At 29.7% G+C, this 20,435-nt stretch carries 21 protein-coding genes; 5 read left to right on the top strand and 16 right to left on the bottom strand.

What is annotated here, in order from left to right; genetic code table 11:
- Window positions 1–58: 58 nt before the first annotated feature.
- From Q0958_RS03425 to Q0958_RS03405, 5 genes are all read left to right on the top strand, one after another.
- The gene (locus Q0958_RS03425; protein ID WP_272150935.1) at window positions 59–1,867 is read left to right on the top strand and encodes a lysophospholipid acyltransferase family protein; all 1,809 of its coding nucleotides are present in this window, start codon (window positions 59–61) and stop codon (window positions 1,865–1,867) included.
- Between the two features lie 73 nt (window positions 1,868–1,940).
- Window positions 1,941–2,525: a Crp/Fnr family transcriptional regulator gene (locus Q0958_RS03420; protein ID WP_299119620.1), complete on the top strand. Its 585-nt coding sequence runs from the start codon at window positions 1,941–1,943 to the stop codon at window positions 2,523–2,525.
- A gap of 74 nt (window positions 2,526–2,599) precedes the next feature.
- Window positions 2,600–3,892, top strand: a complete 1,293-nt coding sequence (locus tag Q0958_RS03415) for an aminopeptidase P family protein (protein WP_299119617.1) — start codon at window positions 2,600–2,602, stop codon at window positions 3,890–3,892.
- Window positions 3,893–4,021: 129 nt separating this feature from the next.
- Window positions 4,022–4,723, top strand: a complete 702-nt coding sequence (locus Q0958_RS03410) for a hypothetical protein (RefSeq protein WP_299119614.1) — start codon at window positions 4,022–4,024, stop codon at window positions 4,721–4,723.
- On the top strand, window positions 4,710–5,456 hold the full coding sequence (locus Q0958_RS03405) for a hypothetical protein (protein WP_299119611.1): 747 nt from the start codon (window positions 4,710–4,712) through the stop codon (window positions 5,454–5,456). The genes Q0958_RS03410 and Q0958_RS03405 overlap by 14 nt, the downstream gene beginning before the upstream one ends.
- Before the next feature lie 53 nt (window positions 5,457–5,509).
- Here Q0958_RS03405 and Q0958_RS03400 read toward each other — a convergent pair whose 3' ends face one another.
- From Q0958_RS03400 to Q0958_RS03325, 16 genes are all read right to left on the bottom strand, one after another.
- Entirely contained in the window at window positions 5,510–5,872 is a 363-nt protein-coding gene (locus Q0958_RS03400) for a cupredoxin domain-containing protein (RefSeq protein WP_150897970.1), read from the bottom strand.
- Window positions 5,873–5,986: 114 nt separating this feature from the next.
- A complete protein-coding gene (locus Q0958_RS03395; RefSeq protein WP_150897971.1) occupies window positions 5,987–6,544 on the bottom strand; it encodes a carboxymuconolactone decarboxylase family protein in 558 nt (185 codons plus the stop codon).
- Window positions 6,545–6,910: 366 nt separating this feature from the next.
- Entirely contained in the window at window positions 6,911–7,756 is an 846-nt protein-coding gene (locus tag Q0958_RS03390) for a helix-turn-helix domain-containing protein (protein ID WP_299119606.1), read from the bottom strand.
- A 100-nt stretch (window positions 7,757–7,856) separates the two neighbouring features.
- Window positions 7,857–8,177: a hypothetical protein gene (locus Q0958_RS03385; RefSeq protein WP_299119603.1), complete on the bottom strand. Its 321-nt coding sequence runs from the start codon at window positions 8,175–8,177 to the stop codon at window positions 7,857–7,859.
- Window positions 8,178–8,241: 64 nt separating this feature from the next.
- Window positions 8,242–8,814: a hypothetical protein gene (locus Q0958_RS03380; RefSeq protein ID WP_299119600.1), complete on the bottom strand. Its 573-nt coding sequence runs from the start codon at window positions 8,812–8,814 to the stop codon at window positions 8,242–8,244.
- Window positions 8,815–8,828: 14 nt separating this feature from the next.
- Window positions 8,829–11,465, bottom strand: coding sequence for a hypothetical protein (locus Q0958_RS03375; protein WP_299119598.1), 2,637 nt, complete (start codon window positions 11,463–11,465; stop codon window positions 8,829–8,831).
- Window positions 11,466–11,478: 13 nt separating this feature from the next.
- A complete protein-coding gene (locus Q0958_RS03370; protein ID WP_299119595.1) occupies window positions 11,479–12,075 on the bottom strand; it encodes a hypothetical protein in 597 nt (198 codons plus the stop codon).
- 113 nt (window positions 12,076–12,188) lie between these two features.
- On the bottom strand, window positions 12,189–13,355 hold the full coding sequence (locus Q0958_RS03365) for a hypothetical protein (RefSeq protein WP_299119592.1): 1,167 nt from the start codon (window positions 13,353–13,355) through the stop codon (window positions 12,189–12,191).
- Window positions 13,356–13,457: 102 nt separating this feature from the next.
- Window positions 13,458–15,386, bottom strand: a complete 1,929-nt coding sequence (locus Q0958_RS03360; RefSeq protein WP_299119589.1) for a hypothetical protein — start codon at window positions 15,384–15,386, stop codon at window positions 13,458–13,460.
- Between the two features lie 91 nt (window positions 15,387–15,477).
- A complete protein-coding gene (locus Q0958_RS03355; protein WP_299119586.1) occupies window positions 15,478–15,621 on the bottom strand; it encodes a hypothetical protein in 144 nt (47 codons plus the stop codon).
- Window positions 15,622–15,627: 6 nt separating this feature from the next.
- Window positions 15,628–17,424 (bottom strand): hypothetical protein, encoded by a 1,797-nt coding sequence (locus tag Q0958_RS03350; protein ID WP_299119585.1) that lies wholly within the window; start codon window positions 17,422–17,424, stop codon window positions 15,628–15,630.
- Window positions 17,425–17,495: 71 nt separating this feature from the next.
- Window positions 17,496–17,909 (bottom strand): phage holin family protein, encoded by a 414-nt coding sequence (locus Q0958_RS03345; protein WP_299119583.1) that lies wholly within the window; start codon window positions 17,907–17,909, stop codon window positions 17,496–17,498.
- Window positions 17,902–18,330, bottom strand: coding sequence for a TIGR02594 family protein (locus Q0958_RS03340; RefSeq protein WP_150897982.1), 429 nt, complete (start codon window positions 18,328–18,330; stop codon window positions 17,902–17,904). Before Q0958_RS03340 ends, Q0958_RS03345 begins: the two co-directional genes overlap by 8 nt.
- 196 nt (window positions 18,331–18,526) lie before the next feature.
- Window positions 18,527–18,757, bottom strand: a complete 231-nt coding sequence (locus Q0958_RS03335; RefSeq protein WP_299119579.1) for a hypothetical protein — start codon at window positions 18,755–18,757, stop codon at window positions 18,527–18,529.
- Between the two features lie 508 nt (window positions 18,758–19,265).
- A complete protein-coding gene (locus Q0958_RS03330) occupies window positions 19,266–19,718 on the bottom strand; it encodes an SMI1/KNR4 family protein (protein ID WP_299119576.1) in 453 nt (150 codons plus the stop codon).
- 108 nt (window positions 19,719–19,826) lie between these two features.
- Entirely contained in the window at window positions 19,827–20,312 is a 486-nt protein-coding gene (locus Q0958_RS03325) for an SMI1/KNR4 family protein (protein WP_299119573.1), read from the bottom strand.
- Between the last annotated feature and the right edge of the window lie 123 nt (window positions 20,313–20,435).

The raw sequence follows: 20,435 nt of genomic DNA, 5'->3' as shown, positions 1-20,435 counted from the left end.
CTATTAAAGCTCGCAAATTTCCGTTATATTTGCAATTACGTCGAATTGATATCTGTGTATGGGATTAGTAACACCAAAAGAAGTTGCAAAGGCAATAGGAGTCGATAAACTGGGAGCGTTTGGAACGTTTTCTGGTTGGCTTTTAATGAAAATTTTGCGTATTTCTACGGCCAATAAAATTTATAATAAACATAAGCATAAGAAGGATTTACCTTTTTTAAATGGACTTTTAAATGAATTTCAAATTGAATTTGAAATTCCTGAAGAAGATTTAAAACGTATTCCTAAAGAAGGTCCTTTTATTACCATTTCTAATCACCCATTAGGAGGTATAGATGGAATTTTATTGCTTAAATTATTGGTTGAACACAGAGCCGACTATAAAATTATAGCCAATTTTTTACTGCATAGAATTGAGCCTTTAAAGCCTTATGTAATGCCGGTAAATCCTTTTGAAAATCATAAGGATGCAAAATCGAGTGTTGCTGGTATTAAAAATGCATTATTACACTTGCGTGAAGGAAAACCTTTAGGGATTTTTCCAGCAGGAGAAGTTTCTACGTACCGAGATGGTAAATTAATGGTTGACAAAGAATGGGAAGAAGGAGCTGTACGTTTAATTAAAAAAGCTAAAGTACCAGTAATTCCTATTTATTTCCACGCTAAGAATAGTCAGTTATTTTATTTCTTATCTAAAATTAGCGACACTTTACGTACTGCCAAATTACCATCGGAATTACTTTCACAAAAAAGCCGAGTAATTAAAGTTAGAATCGGTAAACCTATTTCAGTAAAAGATCAAGATACTTATCCTGAAATTCCTGATTTTTACCAATTCTTACGTAAAAAAACATACATGTTGGCGAATCCTTTTGAGAAAACACCTCAAAAGATTTTATCAACCCAAAACCTTAAAATACCTAAAAAGGCAAAGAAAGTTACTTCTCAAAAATCTTCTGCTCTTTTCATTAAAGAAGTTGATGAGTTAAGAGACAAAGGAAGTAGACTATTACAAAGTAAAAACTACGAAGTCTTTTTTGCTAACGCGAAAGAAATTCCGAATGTTTTACATGAAATAGGAAGATTGCGTGAAATTACCTTTAGAGATGTTGGAGAAGGTACTAACAAAGCTATTGATTTAGATAAATTTGATAGATATTACCACCACTTATTCCTGTGGGATAATGTGCAAAATGAATTGGTAGGTGCCTATAGAATGGGACTTGGAAAAGATATTTTTAAGAAATATGAAATCAACGGATTTTATATCCACACCTTGTTTAGAATAGAACCTGAATTATATTCAATGATGCAGAGTACTATTGAATTAGGTAGAGCTTTTATATCAAAAAAGTATCAGCAAAAACCAATGCCTTTATTCCTTTTATGGAAAGGTATTGTTCATGTTACTTTACGTTACCCTAAGTATAAATACTTAATGGGTGGAGTAAGTATTAGTAATCAGTTTTCAGAATTTTCAAAATCGTTAATGATTGAATTCATGAAATCTCATTACTACGATCCGTATGTAGCTCAATACATACATCCTAAAAAAGAATTCAAGGTAAGTCTGAAAGATGCCGATAAAGATTTTGTTTTTGATGCTACTAAAGCTGATATGCAAAAGTTTGATAAAATTATTGACGAAATTGAACCTGGAGCTTTACGTATTCCTGTATTAATTAAGAAATATGTAAAACAAAATGCACGATTGGTTGCCTTTAACGTAGATCCTAAATTTAACAATGCTGTAGATGGATTAATGTATATTAAAGTTGCCGATATTCCAGACAGTACTGTTAAACCTGTTATGGAAGAGTTTCAAGCCGAATTAGAAAGGCGTGCTTCCGAGAGTTTAAATAAATAATATTATTACCTTAAAAAAAGGATGCTTGTTTAAGCATCCTTTTTTTATACTTTTAAACCAAAATTAGCTACCTATGAGTGTTTTAAAAGAAAATCTTACACAGTACATACAAACTATCATAAACAATGATACTTTGAATTCATTTGTCCCTGAAATTGTAAAACACTTCTCTTTTAAAACCCTTGCTAAAAACGAATACTTTGTTGAAGAAGGTAAAATTTGTAAACACTTTTGCTTTATAGAAAGTGGCGTTTTACAACATGCTATTCAAGTTTCTAACGAAGAAAAAACAACTTATTTAGGTTTAAAAAACACTTGTACGGCCTCTTTAAAAAGCTTCTTACAACAAACCCCTTCTCGTAAAAACATAAAAGCTTTAAGTGACTGTAACTTATGGGTAATTTCTGTTACTGATTTTAAACTTCTTTTAAAAAACAATAAAGGTTTTCATCAATTTTATTTCAATTTAATTGAAAATCAAATTTTTTTAATTGACGACTATCGTATTGATTTACTAACACTAACTCCAGAAGAACGTTACCATAAATTATTATTAAACGAGCCTATATTATTACAAAAAGTTCCGTTGCATTATTTAGCCTCTTTTTTAGGAATTTCAACAAGGCATATGAGTAGAATTCGCAAAAATGTAAAATAACGCCAAATGGCTAATATTTGCACATTTTGTTTGCTTATTTTTGGAACAAGTTTATAATTTAATTTGAATGTATTATGAAATACCATCCAATAAATAGAGATTTATTTATTAAAAATCGTAAAAACTTTATGGCTCAAATGAAGCCTAATAGTTTAGCTGTTTTTAATTCGAATGATATATATCCAGTAAGTGCTGATAGTACTTTACCTTTTGAACAACATAGAGATATTTTCTTTTTAAGTGGTGTAGACCAAGAAGAAAGTATTTTAGTAGTGTTCCCTGATTGCCCAAAAGAAAACTTACGTGAAGTTTTATTCTTACGCGAAACCAATGAGCACATTGCTGTTTGGGAAGGTGAAAAATTGACTAAAGAAAAAGCTTTAGCAACAAGTGGTATTAAATCTGTTTTTTGGTTACAAGACTTAGAAAAAGTATTAGCTGAAATGATGGCTTTAGCAGATACTGTTTATATTAACACAAATGAGCACTATCGTGCTTCTGTAGAAACAGAAACTCGTGAAGCTCGTTTTAACAAATGGTTATTAGCAAAATACCCAGCACATTCAGTAGCTAAAAGTAATCCTATTTTACAGCGTTTACGCTCTCTTAAAGATCAAATTGAGTTAGACTTATTACAAACTGCTTGTGACATTACGGAAAAAGGTTTTAGACGTGTTTTAGACTTTATAAAACCTGGTGTTTGGGAATATGAAATTGAAGCTGAATTTATCCACGAATTCATTAGAAATCGTTCTAAAAAATTCGCTTATACACCAATTATAGCTTCAGGAAACAATGCAAACGTATTGCACTACATTGAAAACAATCAACAATGTAAGGCTGGCGATTTAGTTTTAATGGATGTTGGTGCAGAATATGCGAACTATTCATCTGATATGACAAGAACGGTACCTGTTTCTGGTCGTTTTACTGATAGACAAAAAGCTGTATATAATGCTGTAAATCGTGTAAAAAACGATGCTACAAAATTATTAGTTCCAGGAACCATCTGGGCTGATTATCATGTAGAAGTTGGTAAACTAATGACTTCTGAATTGTTAGGTTTAGGTTTATTAGATAAAGCTGATGTACAAAACGAAGATCCAAACTGGCCAGCTTATAAAAAATACTTTATGCATGGAACTTCTCACCATATGGGATTAGATACTCATGATTATGGTTTACTACATGAGCCAATGCAAGCTAATATGGTATTTACTGTTGAACCTGGTATTTATATTCCAGAGGAAGGCTTTGGTGTTCGTTTAGAAGATGATGTAGTTATCCAAGAAACTGGAGAACCATTCAACTTAATGCGTAATATTCCAATTGAAGCTGATGAGATTGAAGATATTATGAATAAATAATCTTTTATTTTTCTTATAAAGCCTTAGTTTACCACTAAGGTTTTTTTATTATTTTTAACTTTCAAAAATTGCTAGACATTCTTAATTATAAATTATTAATATAACCTAAGCGCTAACGAATCTTTACACATGAATGATAGGTTAATAATTGTATTAATTTTCTTATTATACTTTTCTCCTGTATTTTATCAATTAATAAAAGTATTAAAAGAGCGTAAAAAAGAATACAAAAAAACACAAAGAAAGTTATTATCCTATACAAAATATAGTATTGCAACTCTTTTTTTTTCCATAATATTTTTAGCTATTTTAAGTCATATAAACTTTTTAAACTATGAAAAACCTATGACTTTTGACAAATACAATCAAATTACCTTTCAGAATTTTCGTGGATTGGAATTCTTTAAAAAAACATTATATGGTAATGAAAAATTTGCATACATAGTTACTTCAATAAATAGTAAAATCCATGACGATTCTGTAACTATCAATTCTTTATTTCATCCTTCTCGTTCTTTTGTTTATAATAAGCATACAAACAGTACTGATTTATTAACACATGAAAAATATCACTTCAAAATCACTGAATTATTTGTTCGAAAAGCTAAAAATAAAATCTCAAAATTAAATCAAATTAGTAAAAACGAAATCAAAAAAATCATTAAGAATATAAAAGAAGAAGAAAGGCTTTTCCAAAAAGAGTATGATTCTGCAACATTTCATAGTTATGTTTATAATCAGCAAAAGAAATATGAAAAAGAAATCGACAGTTTATTAAATTTGCTTAATGAGTTTAAAAAAACAAAAATTAAATTTAATGAAAAGAATTAATTACATCCTTTATCTCTCAATTACCTTATTATTAATTAATTGCTCTAATGAAAAAAATCAATTCCCTACAGATAAAAGATATTGGGATGTAAATGATTATGACGAAGTTGTTAGAACATTACGATTTGGTTATGAAAGTGATGAAAAACTCCCAAACTTCAAAGACCCTAAAACTAGGATTGTTGTTGAAAAATTAACTGATGAAAAAAACTATAAAGTTATTCTAGATGATAAAAAACTAGGATTAAAACACAAAAATAAAGTTGCTGAGAAGTTTTTTAACAAATGGAAAGACATGACTCGTATTTATGAATCTACTGATAGAAGAGATATGTATCTTTATGATCAAGAGTTACTAGCTACATGGCATTTTGGATTAGGTCTACAACTTAGATATTTCAAATTAGGGAATGATAACATTAAAGAAAATGCTGATGACCCAAATTCTAAAACTGTAGAAAACAACATTAATAGTAACATAAACACTCTCATAAAAAACTATTTAATCTATTTAGATCAGATTAATAATGAAAACTCATTTACTGAAGAAGGAAAGTCTAAACTTGCTAAAGGAATTGATTCTTATTTTACTCAATTAATTACTCTTTATCCAAATGCTGATTACAGTAAAATGAGACACAAATCGGAATTAATGCTTAAAAAAGCCAACTCAAATAAAATTAAATCATCTTTAAATAAATTAATAGCAATGATTGATTCAAAAAAAGAATAATAACCAGAAAACCCCGCAATATTTGCGGGGTTTTCTTTTCTATATAAAAAAGCTTACTCTACTTTTAAGCTGTATTGTGGTGTTGGATTTAATGGGCAAAAGTATACATACTCTCCCTTTTTCAAAGTTACTTTCTTAGAAGTAGACTTTCCATTATTCTTTACTAAAGAAGTTACATATGCATTTTTGATATGATCTTTTGCTTCTACTTTTCCTTTTGGAGCTAACACAAAACCTACATCATGTCCTACTCCTTTGTTTGAAATTTCAAAAATATAAGTTCCCTCTTTTAAGGTTAATGCTTTTTGAGTAAACTCTCCTTTAGTTTGCTCTAAAGCTACTGTTTTAACATCTTGTGCATTTGCTTGAAAAGCGATTCCTAATGTTAATACTAAAATTGCGATAATACGTTTCATTTGATTTGTTTTTATAATTATGGATTTATTTAAGGGTTGAGCAGCCTTGTAGCCTATAACTCCGTTATTATAGTTATGCCTCACATATTACTACAAGAACTAACTCAAATTTTATTATGCGTTTACGTTAAATTTTCCTGATTCTACTTTTGGAAAATCGATTTCAGTTTCAGCAATGTGGTTAACATAGTTTGTTAATGTATTTGACACTACGTTTAATACTATCTCTAATACATCTCCGTCGTTATAACCTGCTGCTTTTACTGCTGCTATCTCTTCAGAACTTACTTTACCTCTATTTTTAGTTACACTTTGTGCAAAATTTAATCCTGCTTGTACTTTTGCGTCAGCTGCTATTCCTTGTCTGTTTTGAGCAGTTTCTTCTTCAGTTAAACCATTCATTTTACCAATAGCAGTATGTGCTGATAAACAATAGTTACACTCATTTTCTTCTGCGATTGCTAAAGCTAATTGCTCTCTAAATTTATTAGAAAAGTTTCCGCTTGCTGTCAATTCTCCTAAGCTTAAATAGCTTTGTAATGTTGCTGGTGAATTACCAAACACTTTTATTAAATTAGGGATAAATCCTAATTTGTTTTGTACTGCATCAAATAATTCTTTTGATTTTCCTGTTGTAGTTTCTGGGTTTAATGTTTCAATTCTTGTACTCATTTCTTTATTTTTTTTAGGTTCTTATTTTTGTTTGTCACACAATTCTCTTTCAGAAAATTGATTTTCGTATTCTTGGTATCCCCAACAATTAGGGCATTGATATTCTTTTGTCTTCATCTTTTTTTGTTTTGATTAACCGTGAAAACCATCGGTTAAAATTCTAGTACAAAGATGCGACGAGAATGCTCTTCTAAAAATGGACAAAGGTTCCTATGATTAGGACTTTTTTTAAAATATTAACCTATGTTAATTGGCTGATTGAAAAAGAATGTTATATTTGTCTCATTATTACATAACATATCCCCTTATGTTATACCCCCTTTAATAATACCCCTTACTCGTAGCCCTTGTGTGTTGCGAGTTTTTTTATGCCTTTTGTTCTTTTTGAAATTGTTTTGGCGATTGCCCTGTTGCTTTTGTAAAAAAGCGAGAAAAGTATGCAGGATCATTAAATCCTAAATCGAAAGCAATATTTTTTATAGCTTCTGTTGAATATAAAAGTTGTCGTTTTGCTTCAGTTATTACTCTATCTTTAATAAAATCACTTGGTGTTTTTGCTCCTATTTTTTGAAAATGCTTTGCCAATGATTTTGGAGAAATACCTAAACGATTTGCATAATCGGTTACGCTATGTAGTTTTTTAAAATTTTGCTCTACCAACAAACTAAAATCTTTAAAAAGCTTTGTTTCGGAGTCTTCTTTAATAATATGGTGCTCTTTTTTGATTCTTACCGAATGAATTATAAACTGTTTTAAATATGCTTGCAACATGTCGTATTGAGCCGTATCCGTGTTCTTTAACTCATCTTTTAAGCTTTCAATAATGAAGTTTAATTTTTCTATGTCTTTTTCACACGGTTTTACAAATGGTGTTTCATAGATATTATTAAATAAGATTCCATTACACGCTATTTCAGAATCGTGTGTTTGAATACAATAAAAGTCTCTAACAAAACTTAACATATGTGCTTTATTGATATTTTCTGATTCAACTGAAAATATTTGTCCTGGCGATAAAAAACACAATACATTTCCTTCAAAAGAATAGGTTTCAAAATCTATACTATATTTTCCACTACCTTCTTTTATCCAAAAGATTTTATATTCATCTATTCGTTGCGGTTTGTTTATAACACAAGTTCGTTCAAACTGAATTGTTTGTAAACTAAAGATATCTTTGTACGAGTGTGAGGTTACTTCTTGTATAGCCATAGTTTTGCATAGTTTTATTCTTGGTCGAAAAAATTAAAAATACTGACACAAAAAAACCGCTAAAATTAGCGGTTTTGGATAGTTTAAACTGAGAACATTGTTACTTGTAGTCAAACCTATCTTCATCAGGGTACCAATAACCTTTCAGACTCGGTTCAAAAGTTCCATTTTCATATGCCTTTAAATAATCCTCTAAGTGAAGAGCTGTGCCAAAAATAACAACTCGTCCATTTTCTTTTTCGACCATAAAGAAACCATTACCTGCCAATGCTTTTCCTGAATCTCCTGTTAAAATATATTCTTTAGATTCAAAATGATAAACATTACCATATGTTTTACCACCTAACTCCTCAGATAATACCGTTTCTATATCACTCTCTTTTCCTATTTTTCCTACAAATCGTTCCGCTATTTGTAGCATTTCTTGATTTGTTAACATGATATTTCTTTATTTTTTCGTAAAATAAATTTAAATCCTATGGTTATTAATAATAGGCTTTCCATTTATCAGAATTTGTTCGCATAATAAACTTTTTAGAACTAACCTCTATTTCTGAAATAGGAGAATCTTCGACTATAAAAAATGTAGATTTATAGGATTCTTTTTTTGAAAACTCTTTGTCTTTTAAAGTTTTTTCGATTACATCATTTAAATCTTGTGGCTCAGTAAACATCAATTCTAGCTCTTGTAAATATCTTGTATTAGTTTTTTCGTAATCATCCTTAAAAATACGTAGTATCAAATGCTCTATATCTCTACGACTCATCTCTTGTTTAGGCATATAAAAATCATTTGGACCTAAATAATCTGGATATTCTGTATCTACCATAGGAGTTTTCACTTCATAAAAACATCCTCCATAAAACTTATGCTGTGCATATTTTTCTTTGTAACCTAGTATAATTAATTGAACTGCTTTACTCAATTCACATTTCTTCATTTCATTTTCAAATATTCGTGCTACCGACTTATATTCTTCTTCTTTAGGATCTACACCATCTAAAATCAACTTTCTTTGATAATACAAAAAATCTAAATTTATATTTTGTTCTTTCATCTATTTCATTTTTTTTAGTTAACATAATATGTATAAGTAACTTTATCTTTTATTAAATCAAAAATTTCATTAAATACTTTAGCATCAATTCTATTTGTACTTCCTACTGAAATTGTATAGGCAAATTTATATTTTTCTTCTATAGCTTTTATTTGTAAATCTAATTTAACTAACTCTCTTTCATAATTAATAAACTTAATATTACTTGCGTCAATTATCTTTCCATTTTTTAAACTAAATACATTTCCCCCTGGACCAACAGCTCTTAATTCTACTAACCTATTACTCATAAAAAACTTGAGATCTTCAATACTCAACCCAGTTCCTAAAGGATGGTTATGAGTAACTATACAATTTTCTATATTATTTAAAATATAATTTGGCCATATAATTTCGTCTTCTAAATTAGAAGTATGTTGCGCTTCAAACTTAGTTCTTTTATTATAAACGCCACCCCATTCATTTTCTTCTAATTTAAATTGATTCTCAAAATTTTTAATTACATCTGGAGCTTTATCTAAAGTTTTTGAAACCCGCTTAGATAATCTTGCACTGTAATCCCCAATACCTTCTGCTAATTCATTTATTTCCTTAAGAGACCTCTTCTTAGCACCCTCATCAATCTCACCTTTTTTAACTAAATCGTCTAGGTTTTTCTCAAATTTAGGATTTCCTAAAAGCTCTCTTGCAGTCGTTTTAAGCTTTCCTTTTAAAAACACTGAAACCTCTCCAGTCAATGCTACCATTTCTAAATAAAATAAATATTTAGAAATACTTTCTCCCAGCTCGGTATCATCAATACTTGTGATCTTTAACAAAGTATTTACGGTTCCCGAACTTACTTCAATTACACCAGCTACTGCCTTTACAGCTATAATTGCTTTAGTTGCTTGTTTCGTTTTATAAAATAAGGTTTTTCCGTTTTTAAGGAGTTTTACTAACCGTCCTACTTTTATCAGATTACCAACACCTGATACTGTGGTTAATATATCGACTCCATATTCTACACCTGTCAATACATTTTCCCAAAAAGCTTTTTGTTCATTTGCATATAATAAGAATGCAGGTAGCTTTGTAAAACGGACACCTTCTTTTTGGTCTTTGTCTTTTAATAGAAATGCAGGGTTTTTACTATTCTGTAATACCAATGGCGAAAACGGATGGTAGCTATATTGGTGTTTTTCTTGTTTTTCTACCAATTTTTTTTCATTCCCATCGGCTGTTCTTGTGGTTACTTCTTCAAATTCACCTGTTTTTATGTTAACAGAAATATCAATTAAAGCTTGACTTCCATCCCAATCTATACTTGAATTATCAGTATGAAATCCTAAAATTTTGTTAGATTTATATGCTAAAAGTACAGGGGATTTATCGGTAATTACTACTTGTTTATTCGTTTTGGGATTAATATTCGCATATGAGCTACTTTTCCAGATACTCCAAATAAAATATACATAGGTTTGAAAATGCTCTCCATTTAAACCATCAATTAGCTTGTATAAAAGTATTTTTTTATCTGCTTTTCTAATTAATAAGTTTTTAATAAAAAGATCATTTATTTCTTTACTTCCAATACCTTTCTCTTCTAGTACTTTTGAACCGTCTATGGTTTTTGTTTTTTGCCTGTGCGTGTATCTAAAATAAAGTATTCGTAATGTTTTTATAATTAAATCTTCCTCATTAATGCTTAAATAGTTTCGTATGTAGCCTTTGGCTAATCCTTCCAGTAAATTCCAAAGAGAGTCAATATTAAATGCATAGTATAAGGGTTGTGCTAAATGATATACAATAGCTGCTTTATTATCTAACTTACTATTATTATAGGCAGGGGCTATTTTTTCAATTAATTTAATTAAAAATAAATTACGCCATTTAGATTGGTAATCTGTATATTCTTTGTAATAATTAAAGATTGTTTCGTTTAAAAACTGCAATACTGTAGTAATGTTTTTACAATAAATACGCAGTCCTATAAATAGGTAATCTTCTTCCGTTGGAACTATACCTCTTATTTCATTACTATCTTTTTTATAATAATACGATAAGCAATAGCTAAAGCCACTTCCAAATGATTTTGAAATAACAGGAAATCTATGAATCAAGTTACTTTTAGTGTTCGCAACTACTTTAATCGTATCTGCTATTGAATTTCCGTATACACTTTTATACTTATAAGGAACAATAGGGTAGCTTTTAAAATAGGAAAAAGCACTTTTCTGATAAGCAACATAGTTACTCAAACTATTTAAGGTTGCTATTTGAATAGAAGCAACTAAAGTATCTTCTTTATTTACATAAAATTCATAACCATCACTATATAACTCATCTAGAATGGTTATTTCTGTAATGTAATTTTCTATCTCTTGTTCAGCATATAGATCTAGGTTTTTATCATAAGTAATCGGCCTATAAAAAACACCTGTGGAATACACTCGTTTTACAAAAGCTCTATTATCCTTATCTAAATATAGTGTTTGTGGAACATCTACTCTTTTATATTGCAATCCAAAATCCTGAAAACTTATTGCTTCTTCTTTAAAAGTAGGTTCTTGTGTTATTTTTTTAATCAGTACTTCTTGGTTGGTTTTACTATTTGAATCACCAACTTTTAAATAACTAATTAAATCTTCTATTGTTGTTAACGTTGTCATTTCTTTTTCTTTTTTAATCAAACAATCGCCATCCTATTCCTACATTATGAGTAAGTTGTTTATTTGCAAGGTTTACACGATAACTCGTAAACCATTTTCCTTTTCGGTTGTATTGCAGTCCAAAGCTTAGGTTATTGAATGTATGGGTATTGCCTCCTATTTCTGAAAACAAGTACAATCCGCTTCTATAAACCTTTGGGTGTTCTATGGTTTTTGTTATGGTTATTTCTCTTGGTACTTTTAACTTATATGAGATATTACTGTCTAACAATTTTCCTTTTACAAGGTCGTAGCTATAAATTTCTACATCGGTATTATTTAAAGTATCTCTATATGTTTTAGCTGCTACATAATTGGTAGTATCTTTTATAAAAATGGTGTCTTTTACTATTTTGGTAACATTATTTTTGTGCACATACACCCTTTTATATTTTACTGTTTGTATTTTAAAAGTATCTATCTTCGTTTTCCAAACTGTATCTCTTACTATTGTTGTTTTAGGGTTTTCTATTGCTACTTTTTCATTTCCTTTTTTAAAAAGATTTATTAATAACAACAGAACTATTATTGCCAATAGAAATCTATCGCCTTTTGTATTTAAAAAGTTCATGTTTGTTTTTTAAAAGGTTAGTAATACAAGCGAATAAAAAATATCCGCTTGTATTGTTTAATAGGAAAGAACCGCTAAAAACGAATGCTAGCGATTAGACTTTGCGTTTTAGTTTATGGCGTATAGACGTTTGTTATATAAGTTCCTGAGATTCTAATATCACCACCTGAAGAAAAAGAAACATTTTTCAACTGTTGTGCACCTTGTGATAACTTAAAAAAACCAATATTATAACCATATACTTTACGAGCTACATATTCATTAATATTTTCTGAACCTAAAATAGTTTCTCCTTGAAAAACATTTATAACCATATTTGATTCTCCTTTAAGTCCATCTGAAATAAATGGTAAAGCTTTTATAATAAGAATTCCATTTGTTTCTGTTGAATTTGTAATACCAGATATTACAATAGATACAAAAACTTTATTACCTATTCTTACATAATTACCTTGACCAATTCCCCCATACTCTGTATTAACACCTGTTCCTAAGTTTACATTTGTTAGTAATGGAGTAAAAGTACCCTCCTCATAAAAATTAGCTTTCATTAATCCAGCATTAGTAGCGTCTGCTACTGGTATAACTACATCTGTACCTGAACTTGAAGCTAAAGTTCTTGTAGAAGCATTGTAAGATAAATTTGTACTACCTCCGCCACTTGAACCTGTAGCGTTAATAATTGGTCTTTGTGGATTTGTTTTGTCAATTGTAATATTTGTTCCTGCCTGTATTTGAGGCACATCATCTAACGTAGCAACTGTACCTGCTTTATTTGGTAACTTTAAGACTTTACTAGATGATGTTGTTTCTTGTTTTAATTCCTCTGTTGGAAATGCTAAATTTAAACTAGAACTCCCATCTGTTTTTTGGTGTGTGCTGGTAAAACTACCATTATTAACATCAAAATTTAGCTTTGATTGCTCATCTAACATTGCAACTCTCTGTTGCAATAAAAATGTAGATTGCCTTGAATTAAGCATTCCTACTTCATTATGACTCAAATCTAATTTTCCAGTAGCATCAAAACTATTTTCAACTGTTAATTTATTAGTTGTTTTACTTCCATTATCGGAAACCTGTTGTAAATTATATTCTTGTGCTTTTTTCTCAGGAGCAACACTTACTTCTCCTGTTTCATCAATTACGAATCTACGATTTGCTTCTCCTTCAGGCTGCTTACTATCTATATAACTATCAATTAATTCTGCATACTGTTGTTGCGTAGGTTTATCTCCTGTTTCGAAATACTTTTTTAATGTTTCTTTGTTTTGTTTCATGTTTGTTCTTTTTTATCTGTTCTTATTTAATTTTGATAAAAAAGAGGCGCTAAAAACGAATAATGCTAGCGACTAAACTTTTTAAATGACTATGGTTTATTTTTATACAACCTGAGTTGTTACTACATTTCCTGAATTATCAATACTTATTCTAAAATCTTTAGAGCCATCTGGAGTTTTTAAAATTACCCCATAACCCGAACCTGTACTTTTATAATCTTTAGCAGTTGTTACTTCTTCTGTAGCTGCACTTCCTAAAACTACCTGATTCGATTTTGTTGGTTGGGAATTATAACCTATAACCGTAGTGTTATTATATATAAATTGTGGTATAAAAGTATGTGAACCAGTCCCTGCTGTGTGTATATTTTGAGCCACGGCTTCTAAAGTATTTGCATCAATAACCTTAAATGACCCAATCATTCCATTTGGCAGTCCTGTTGGTGCTGTCCCAGTTGTTCTAAACTTTAAGTTTACAATAGAATTTGCTGTTCCAAATCCATGATTTGTAACTGTAATTCTATTATTTTCAAAATCTACTTCTACTGCTGTAAAAGATTTTGATTTAGTCGTGTCTTCAACAAAATTATTCCAGGATCTAACCCCTAAAGCTATATTTTTTTCACCTGAATTATATCTTAAAGACTGGTAACCTACTCCCATAACATCATTACCTGTATTATTAACAATAGATTCGTCTCCTATACCAATGGCATAGTTTCCGAAATTTTGTCTAGCACTTGTATGTCCAATAGCAACAACAGAAGAACCTTTATTTTCCGATAAAGTACTATTCCCTAATCCAACAATTCTATTTCCTATATTTTTATTACCAGAAAAATACCCTACTACAACACTATCATAACCTGTATTATATTGCAATGCATTATTACCTATTGCTATAGGTGTATGCCCCGTAGAAGCATTTGATGACAATGCATTATTACCTATTGCTATACAGTTATTACCTTTGTTTTGATGCCCTGCTCTAAAACCTAAAAAGGTCGCAAGACTACCTGTATTTGATTCTCCTGACTGATACCCCACTCCTGTACTACCATCATGCGTGTTTAATGCAAGAGCACTATGTCCAACAGCAGTTGAAAAGGCTCCTTTATTCGATCTAGCTGCAAGGTAGCCAATACCTGTTGTATATCGTCCTGTATTACTAGTTCCTGATGACACACCTACAAATACAGAACTATCTCCTGTATTACCTGCACCAGAAGAATAACCAACACCAACTGAACTACCTCCTGTATTTATTCTCAAAGCAAAATCGCCAATAGCTGTAGCATAGTTCCCTGTATTATTTTGAGCTGCATAATTACCATTGGCTACAACATTTGCCCCTGTGTTATTCTGTGCAGCAGAAATACCCGTACCAACAACATTTATCCCTGTGTTATTTAATAACGCTTTTTTTCCTAATCCGATACTTTCCCCATCAATATAATCTGTTTCATTGTGTACGTGCGTTTGCTGCTTTAGAAAACTATTATTACCTACATATAATAAATCTTTATGCTTCGCTTTATTTAATACGGTTCTTTCCTTACCCAATTTTAAATAATGGTCTCCTAAATCAACATCTTGAGTAGCCCCTGTATAAGGAACTAAATTACTCACATCAACTGCTCCACTTCCTTTTAAATTACTCAAATCAACTGTAAAAGTTGAATTGTCATCTCTTGTAAATGTAGCAACACCATTATTGTCAACAGTTCCTGAAACTAATCGAGCTAAATTTGTATCATCTACATATGGAGTTAAGTCTATTTCCTTTACTGTAATTCCATCTTTTAATAAAGACAATTTATTATTTACAATATCAGATAAAGTATATTCTGGAGTTCTTTCTTCTTCTGCTATATTTACTTCTCCAGTTTCATCTATCACAAATCTACGATTAGCCTTTCCCTCTGGTTGTTTACTATCTACATAGCTATCAATTAATTCTGCATACTGTTGCTGAGTAGGTTTATCTCCTGTTTCGAAATACTTTTTTAATGTTTCTTTGTTTTGTTTCATGTTTGTTCTTTTTTATCTGTTCTTATTTAATTTTGATAAAAAAGAGGCGCTAAAAACGAATAATGCTAGCGACTAAACTTTTTACTTATATTTATTCTTCTTCCAATACAGGCATTAAAACATTTATTGAGTTAAACACATTATGTGCTTCTAATAAACTAAAAACACCTTTGCTTTGTGCATATTCTGTACATTGAATTAAATACGTAATTGCTTCTTTTTGTTCTTTTTTCATTGTTTTTTATATTAATGTTATTGCTAAACTCCCAGCATTATCTATACTTAACCTATATTGTTTTGTATTGTCTGGTGTTGTTAATACAAGTCCTTTTCCTGCGGTTGCTGTTATATAATCTCCTTTTGTAAAAACTTCTTGTACATTTGAGTCACCTAATACAATTTGATTTGATTTTGTTGGTAAGCTATTTGCTCCAATTGCTGTTGAGTTAGTTATTCTTTTTTCTGGAATAAATGTATGAGTTGTCCCACTCTCATCTACTGATAAACTAAGTAACTCACTCTCAATTGTATTAGAGTCAACAATCTTAAATAAATAAATTGAAGAATTATTTAATCCTATTGAACCTGTTCCTCCTGCTTTTACGTATTTTAAGTTAACATACTTATTAGCACTACCTAAGCCATGTGAAGTTAATGTAATTCTATTATTTACTGCATCTATATCAGAACTATTACTTGCTATTGTTTTAATATTATTATCATCTTGATTATATGCATACCAAGCTTTGTACCCAATAGCTGAATTTAACTTATTAAAAGATGACGAATATCTCATTGTTTCTGACCCTAAAGAAACATTCCCTTCTCCCATAGACCAAAATCCTGATTGAAAACCTATCATAGAATTACCAATTCCCTGACTTTTATTCATTGCATTATGACCTATAGCTACATTACTTTCTCCATTTTTAGAATAAAATAAAGCTTCATGCCCTATTGCCAAATTATAACTCCCAGGAGTAGATTTCATTGCTCTATTCCCAATAGATATATTATTTGAACCACTATTGTTTTCAGCTGAACCATAACCTATTGCAATTAAATCATTTCCTGAGTTTCTATAACCTGATTGAAAACCTAAAGCTGTAGATTGACCTCCTGAATTAAATGACAATGTACTGAACCCTACAGCTGTTGAGTAATTCCCACTATTCCCAGCAAGCGATTGACCTCCAAAACCTACTGAGTTTAGCCCTGTATTATTTCTCAACGATTGATAACCAAACGCACTTGAATGACCCTTAGTATTTCCTTGTAATGCTTGATATCCAAAAGCACTTGAAAAAATACCTATATTATTTTCTAAGGCCTGATGACCAAAGGCACAAGATTGAGCACCCAAATTATTCAGTAAAGCATTATCTCCAAAAGCATAAGATTCTACTCCTTTATTCCTACTTAACGCATTAAAACCAATACCCATTCCAAAGGCATTTACCAGATTACCTCCAGTCCAAACTCCTGTTTGACGTCTAAACAGTATTTTATCATTCACCGTAAATGGAATATAATATTTTGAATGTGAAGCAATTATTTCTTCCTTATTTGAATTTATACTATAATTACCTAAATCAACATCTTGAGTAGCCCCTGTATAAGGAACTAAATTACTCACATCAACTGCTCCACCTCCTTTTAAATTACTCAAATCAACTGTAAAAGTTGAATTGTCATCTCTTGTAAATGTAGCAACACCATTATTGTCAACAGTTCCTGAAACTAATCGAGCTAAATTTGTATCATCTACATATGGAGTTAAGTCTATTTCCTTTACTGTAATTCCATCTTTTAATAAAGACAATTTATTATTTACAATATCAGATAAAGTATATTCTGGAGTTCTTTCTTCTTCTGCTATATTTACTTCTCCAGTTTCATCTATCACAAATCTACGATTAGCCTTTCCCTCTGGTTGTTTACTATCTACATAGCTATCAATTAACTCTGCATACTGTTGCTGAGTAGGTTTATCGCCTGTTTCGAAATACTTTTTTAATGTTTCTTTGTTTTGTTTCATGTTTATTCTTTTTTATCTGTTTTTAATTTTTCTGATAAAAAAGAGGCGCTAAAAACGAATAATGTTAGCGACTAAACTTTTTTCTCTTTTTCTGTTAATTGCTCTACTGTACTATGCAACCCACTTTGTTTTAAAAAATTATGTAATGCTTTAAATGGATTCACCCCATAAATTTTGTTATAATTTTCTAAAATTGATTTTATCTCTGTTATAGCAATAAACCCTGCTATTATTTTTAGAAATGGCACTTCATTAACAATATGTTTTTCTAAAAAATATGCCGATATAATTACTAAATTGTAAATAAAAAATTTAGAAATTGTATGCCCTAAACGTATACTCCGAATAGGAACTGCATGTTTTATTGCTGCATAAGATCCAGTAATAAAATCGACAACAATAAGCAACATCATTGTTGTTAAAACTCCATTTAAGGGAGATAGTAAAGCTAGCAACCAAAAAATTATGTTTGATAACTTATCCATCTTTCCTTAGTTTTCTATAATCTAATATTTTGTTTTTAGGGTATGCTTTTATACTTACACTATTCCCTTGATTCCCTCCAAGTATATATACATATCGTTTTGTTTCTTTAATAAAGAAACCAACATGTCCCTTCCAACTTCTTGGATCTTCTCTCCAGAGAACAACTACATCTCCTGTTTTAGGAGCACTTGTAGAAGTTCCTACTGTTAACCAACTTCTGGCTGTTAATCTATTAGAACGTTCATAGCCTGCTATTTTTGCTACCCAATTAGCAAAGGCACTACACCAAGCTGTCTCGTCTTTTAGCTTAGCTCCGTCGAAGCCCATTGAGGTAAAATAATTTATAATTTGCGGGTGATCTTTAGATCCTTTTACTTCTTTTACACCGTATTGCGATAATGCAACTGATATTATACTCATACATCTGTTTAATTTTTGGTGTTAGCAGACAAAACTTTTTTAAGTTTTTGATTCTTTTTTCTTTTTCTGTACCCGAAAGAGGTTTAATCCAACTTTTTTAGTTTCTGCTTAACTTTAAAGGTTAATAAATCTATCAACTGTTAGAAAGCGAATACAAATATACAACATATTACAAATTATACAAATAAAGATATAATTATTTTTGTAATATGTTTATAGTTGTGTTTTTACTAAAATAAACTACCCCATTTTTTACTGAAGGAGTATCTATAAAAACACTTTTATAAGTATCAAATTGTATAGAAAAATCTTGTTTATAATTCAATACTTCGAAATACATACCACAACCTTCTATTTGAATTCCAAGTTCGTAGTTTATTTTTTCTAAATCTTTATCTTCAATAGACTCATTTGCAGTAACAAGCATTGTATAATCGTAAGAAACATCCTTAATTTTAGTAGAAAAAGTTATCTGAAAAGATTCATTATCAAAATACTCCTTAGATGCTTTATTATTTATTACAGATAGTGACCCTGATAAATCGACACTGTTCTTTTTCTTTGCAATTTTAAATATCCTATCATAGAATACTCTTTTTTTTGACCATCATTTTTTCTCATAGCTTGAAGGTTTTTAAAAGTTTATAATATCATCTAAACATACTAACATATATTTAAAAATCTCTTAAAATAACTACTATTAATTTGTTAAAACACGCAACTTTTGTTTTATAAAAGATAAACTACCTCATAGCTTTTGTAATTTATCTTATTACTTTTTTATAAGAAAATAAAAATCGTCTTTTCAGACGATTTTTACAATTAAATTTATACAAGTTATTGTTTTTTCCCAAGGAGGACTCGTAGGTCTATCATCTGTTAACAGACCATACTTTTCATTTTCCATGAAAGATTTGAAGTTCACAAGCACACAACTACTTAATATTATCTATAAAATCAGTAAAAGAATCTGTTATATATTGTAACTCACTATCATCCCAATAATGAAGGTAGACAATACCATAATCTTGTTTTCTAGTAGAAATACAATAGACTGCTCCTCCAGAGTTCTGACCGAAAGGATATAAAAAAGCAGGTAATTCCCTCTCCTCAATCTGATAATTATCAATGATTTCATTAACTGTTACCAAATCATGTAAAGCATCCAACACATCTTTATTTTGATAATCTAAATCAATAGAATAGAAAAAATCAAAATCAAATTCTAAATCTACTTTTTTAGAGTAAAAGTTAGATTTATTTGGATACCCTCCATTATTCTGCAGAATAAACTCTAAATACGAATTAGGTAAATTTAAATTATACTTTTTCACAAACTCATCAAGCTTATTTAATGAAACTCTTTCAATACCATCTGTTATATTCATTTTTCTTATATTTAAATTTTCATTTAGTTTTAGATTGTTTAATTCCAAAAACGAAAACAATCACTAACCGTCCCAGTAACTTTTATTTTACTCCTCTAAAACTTTTTATTAAAAATCATTTTCATATTTCTCTACATCCTCAAGAGTCTCTATAAATTTACTAAAAGAATCACTAATAAAAGTAGGTTCATCAGAAGTACCATCTAAATAAACCAAAAAAACCTCTCCAAAACTTTCATCTTTCATTGAAAGACAAAACTTAGCCCCCCCTTCATCATCTGCAAAAGGATATAAGTAAGGTGGTATATTTTTCTCTATTATTTGATGTGTCCTTATTATTTCTCTAGAAGATAGTAAAACAACTTCATCTTTATTAAATCTATAATCACTAAGAGAAACACTATAAAAACTATCTACAATCAAACCATCATCATACGGATTACCATAAACTGTTAAATTAGGGTATCCTCCATTATTTTTTAAAATAAAATCAATATAAGATTCTGGCAACTTTAAATCAAACTCATTGATAAATATATTTAAATCCGATATTTTTATTGATTCATCACTTAACTCTAATTTTAATTTTTTCATTTTATTTAATTTTTTTTCTGTTTTTACAACAAAGTAATACCCCATCTATCAAAAACCCTTATAAAGCTTCATTTAAATCGTTTTCAAAATCATAGTTCAACCCTTTTATTTCTCCTAACTAAA

It is taken from the genome of uncultured Tenacibaculum sp. (assembly GCF_947499065.1).
In the GTDB taxonomy this organism is placed as follows: Bacteria; Bacteroidota; Bacteroidia; order Flavobacteriales; family Flavobacteriaceae; genus Polaribacter.
The sequence above is the reverse complement of the archived record's forward strand: the minus strand, read 5'-3'. Positions and strand labels throughout refer to the sequence as shown.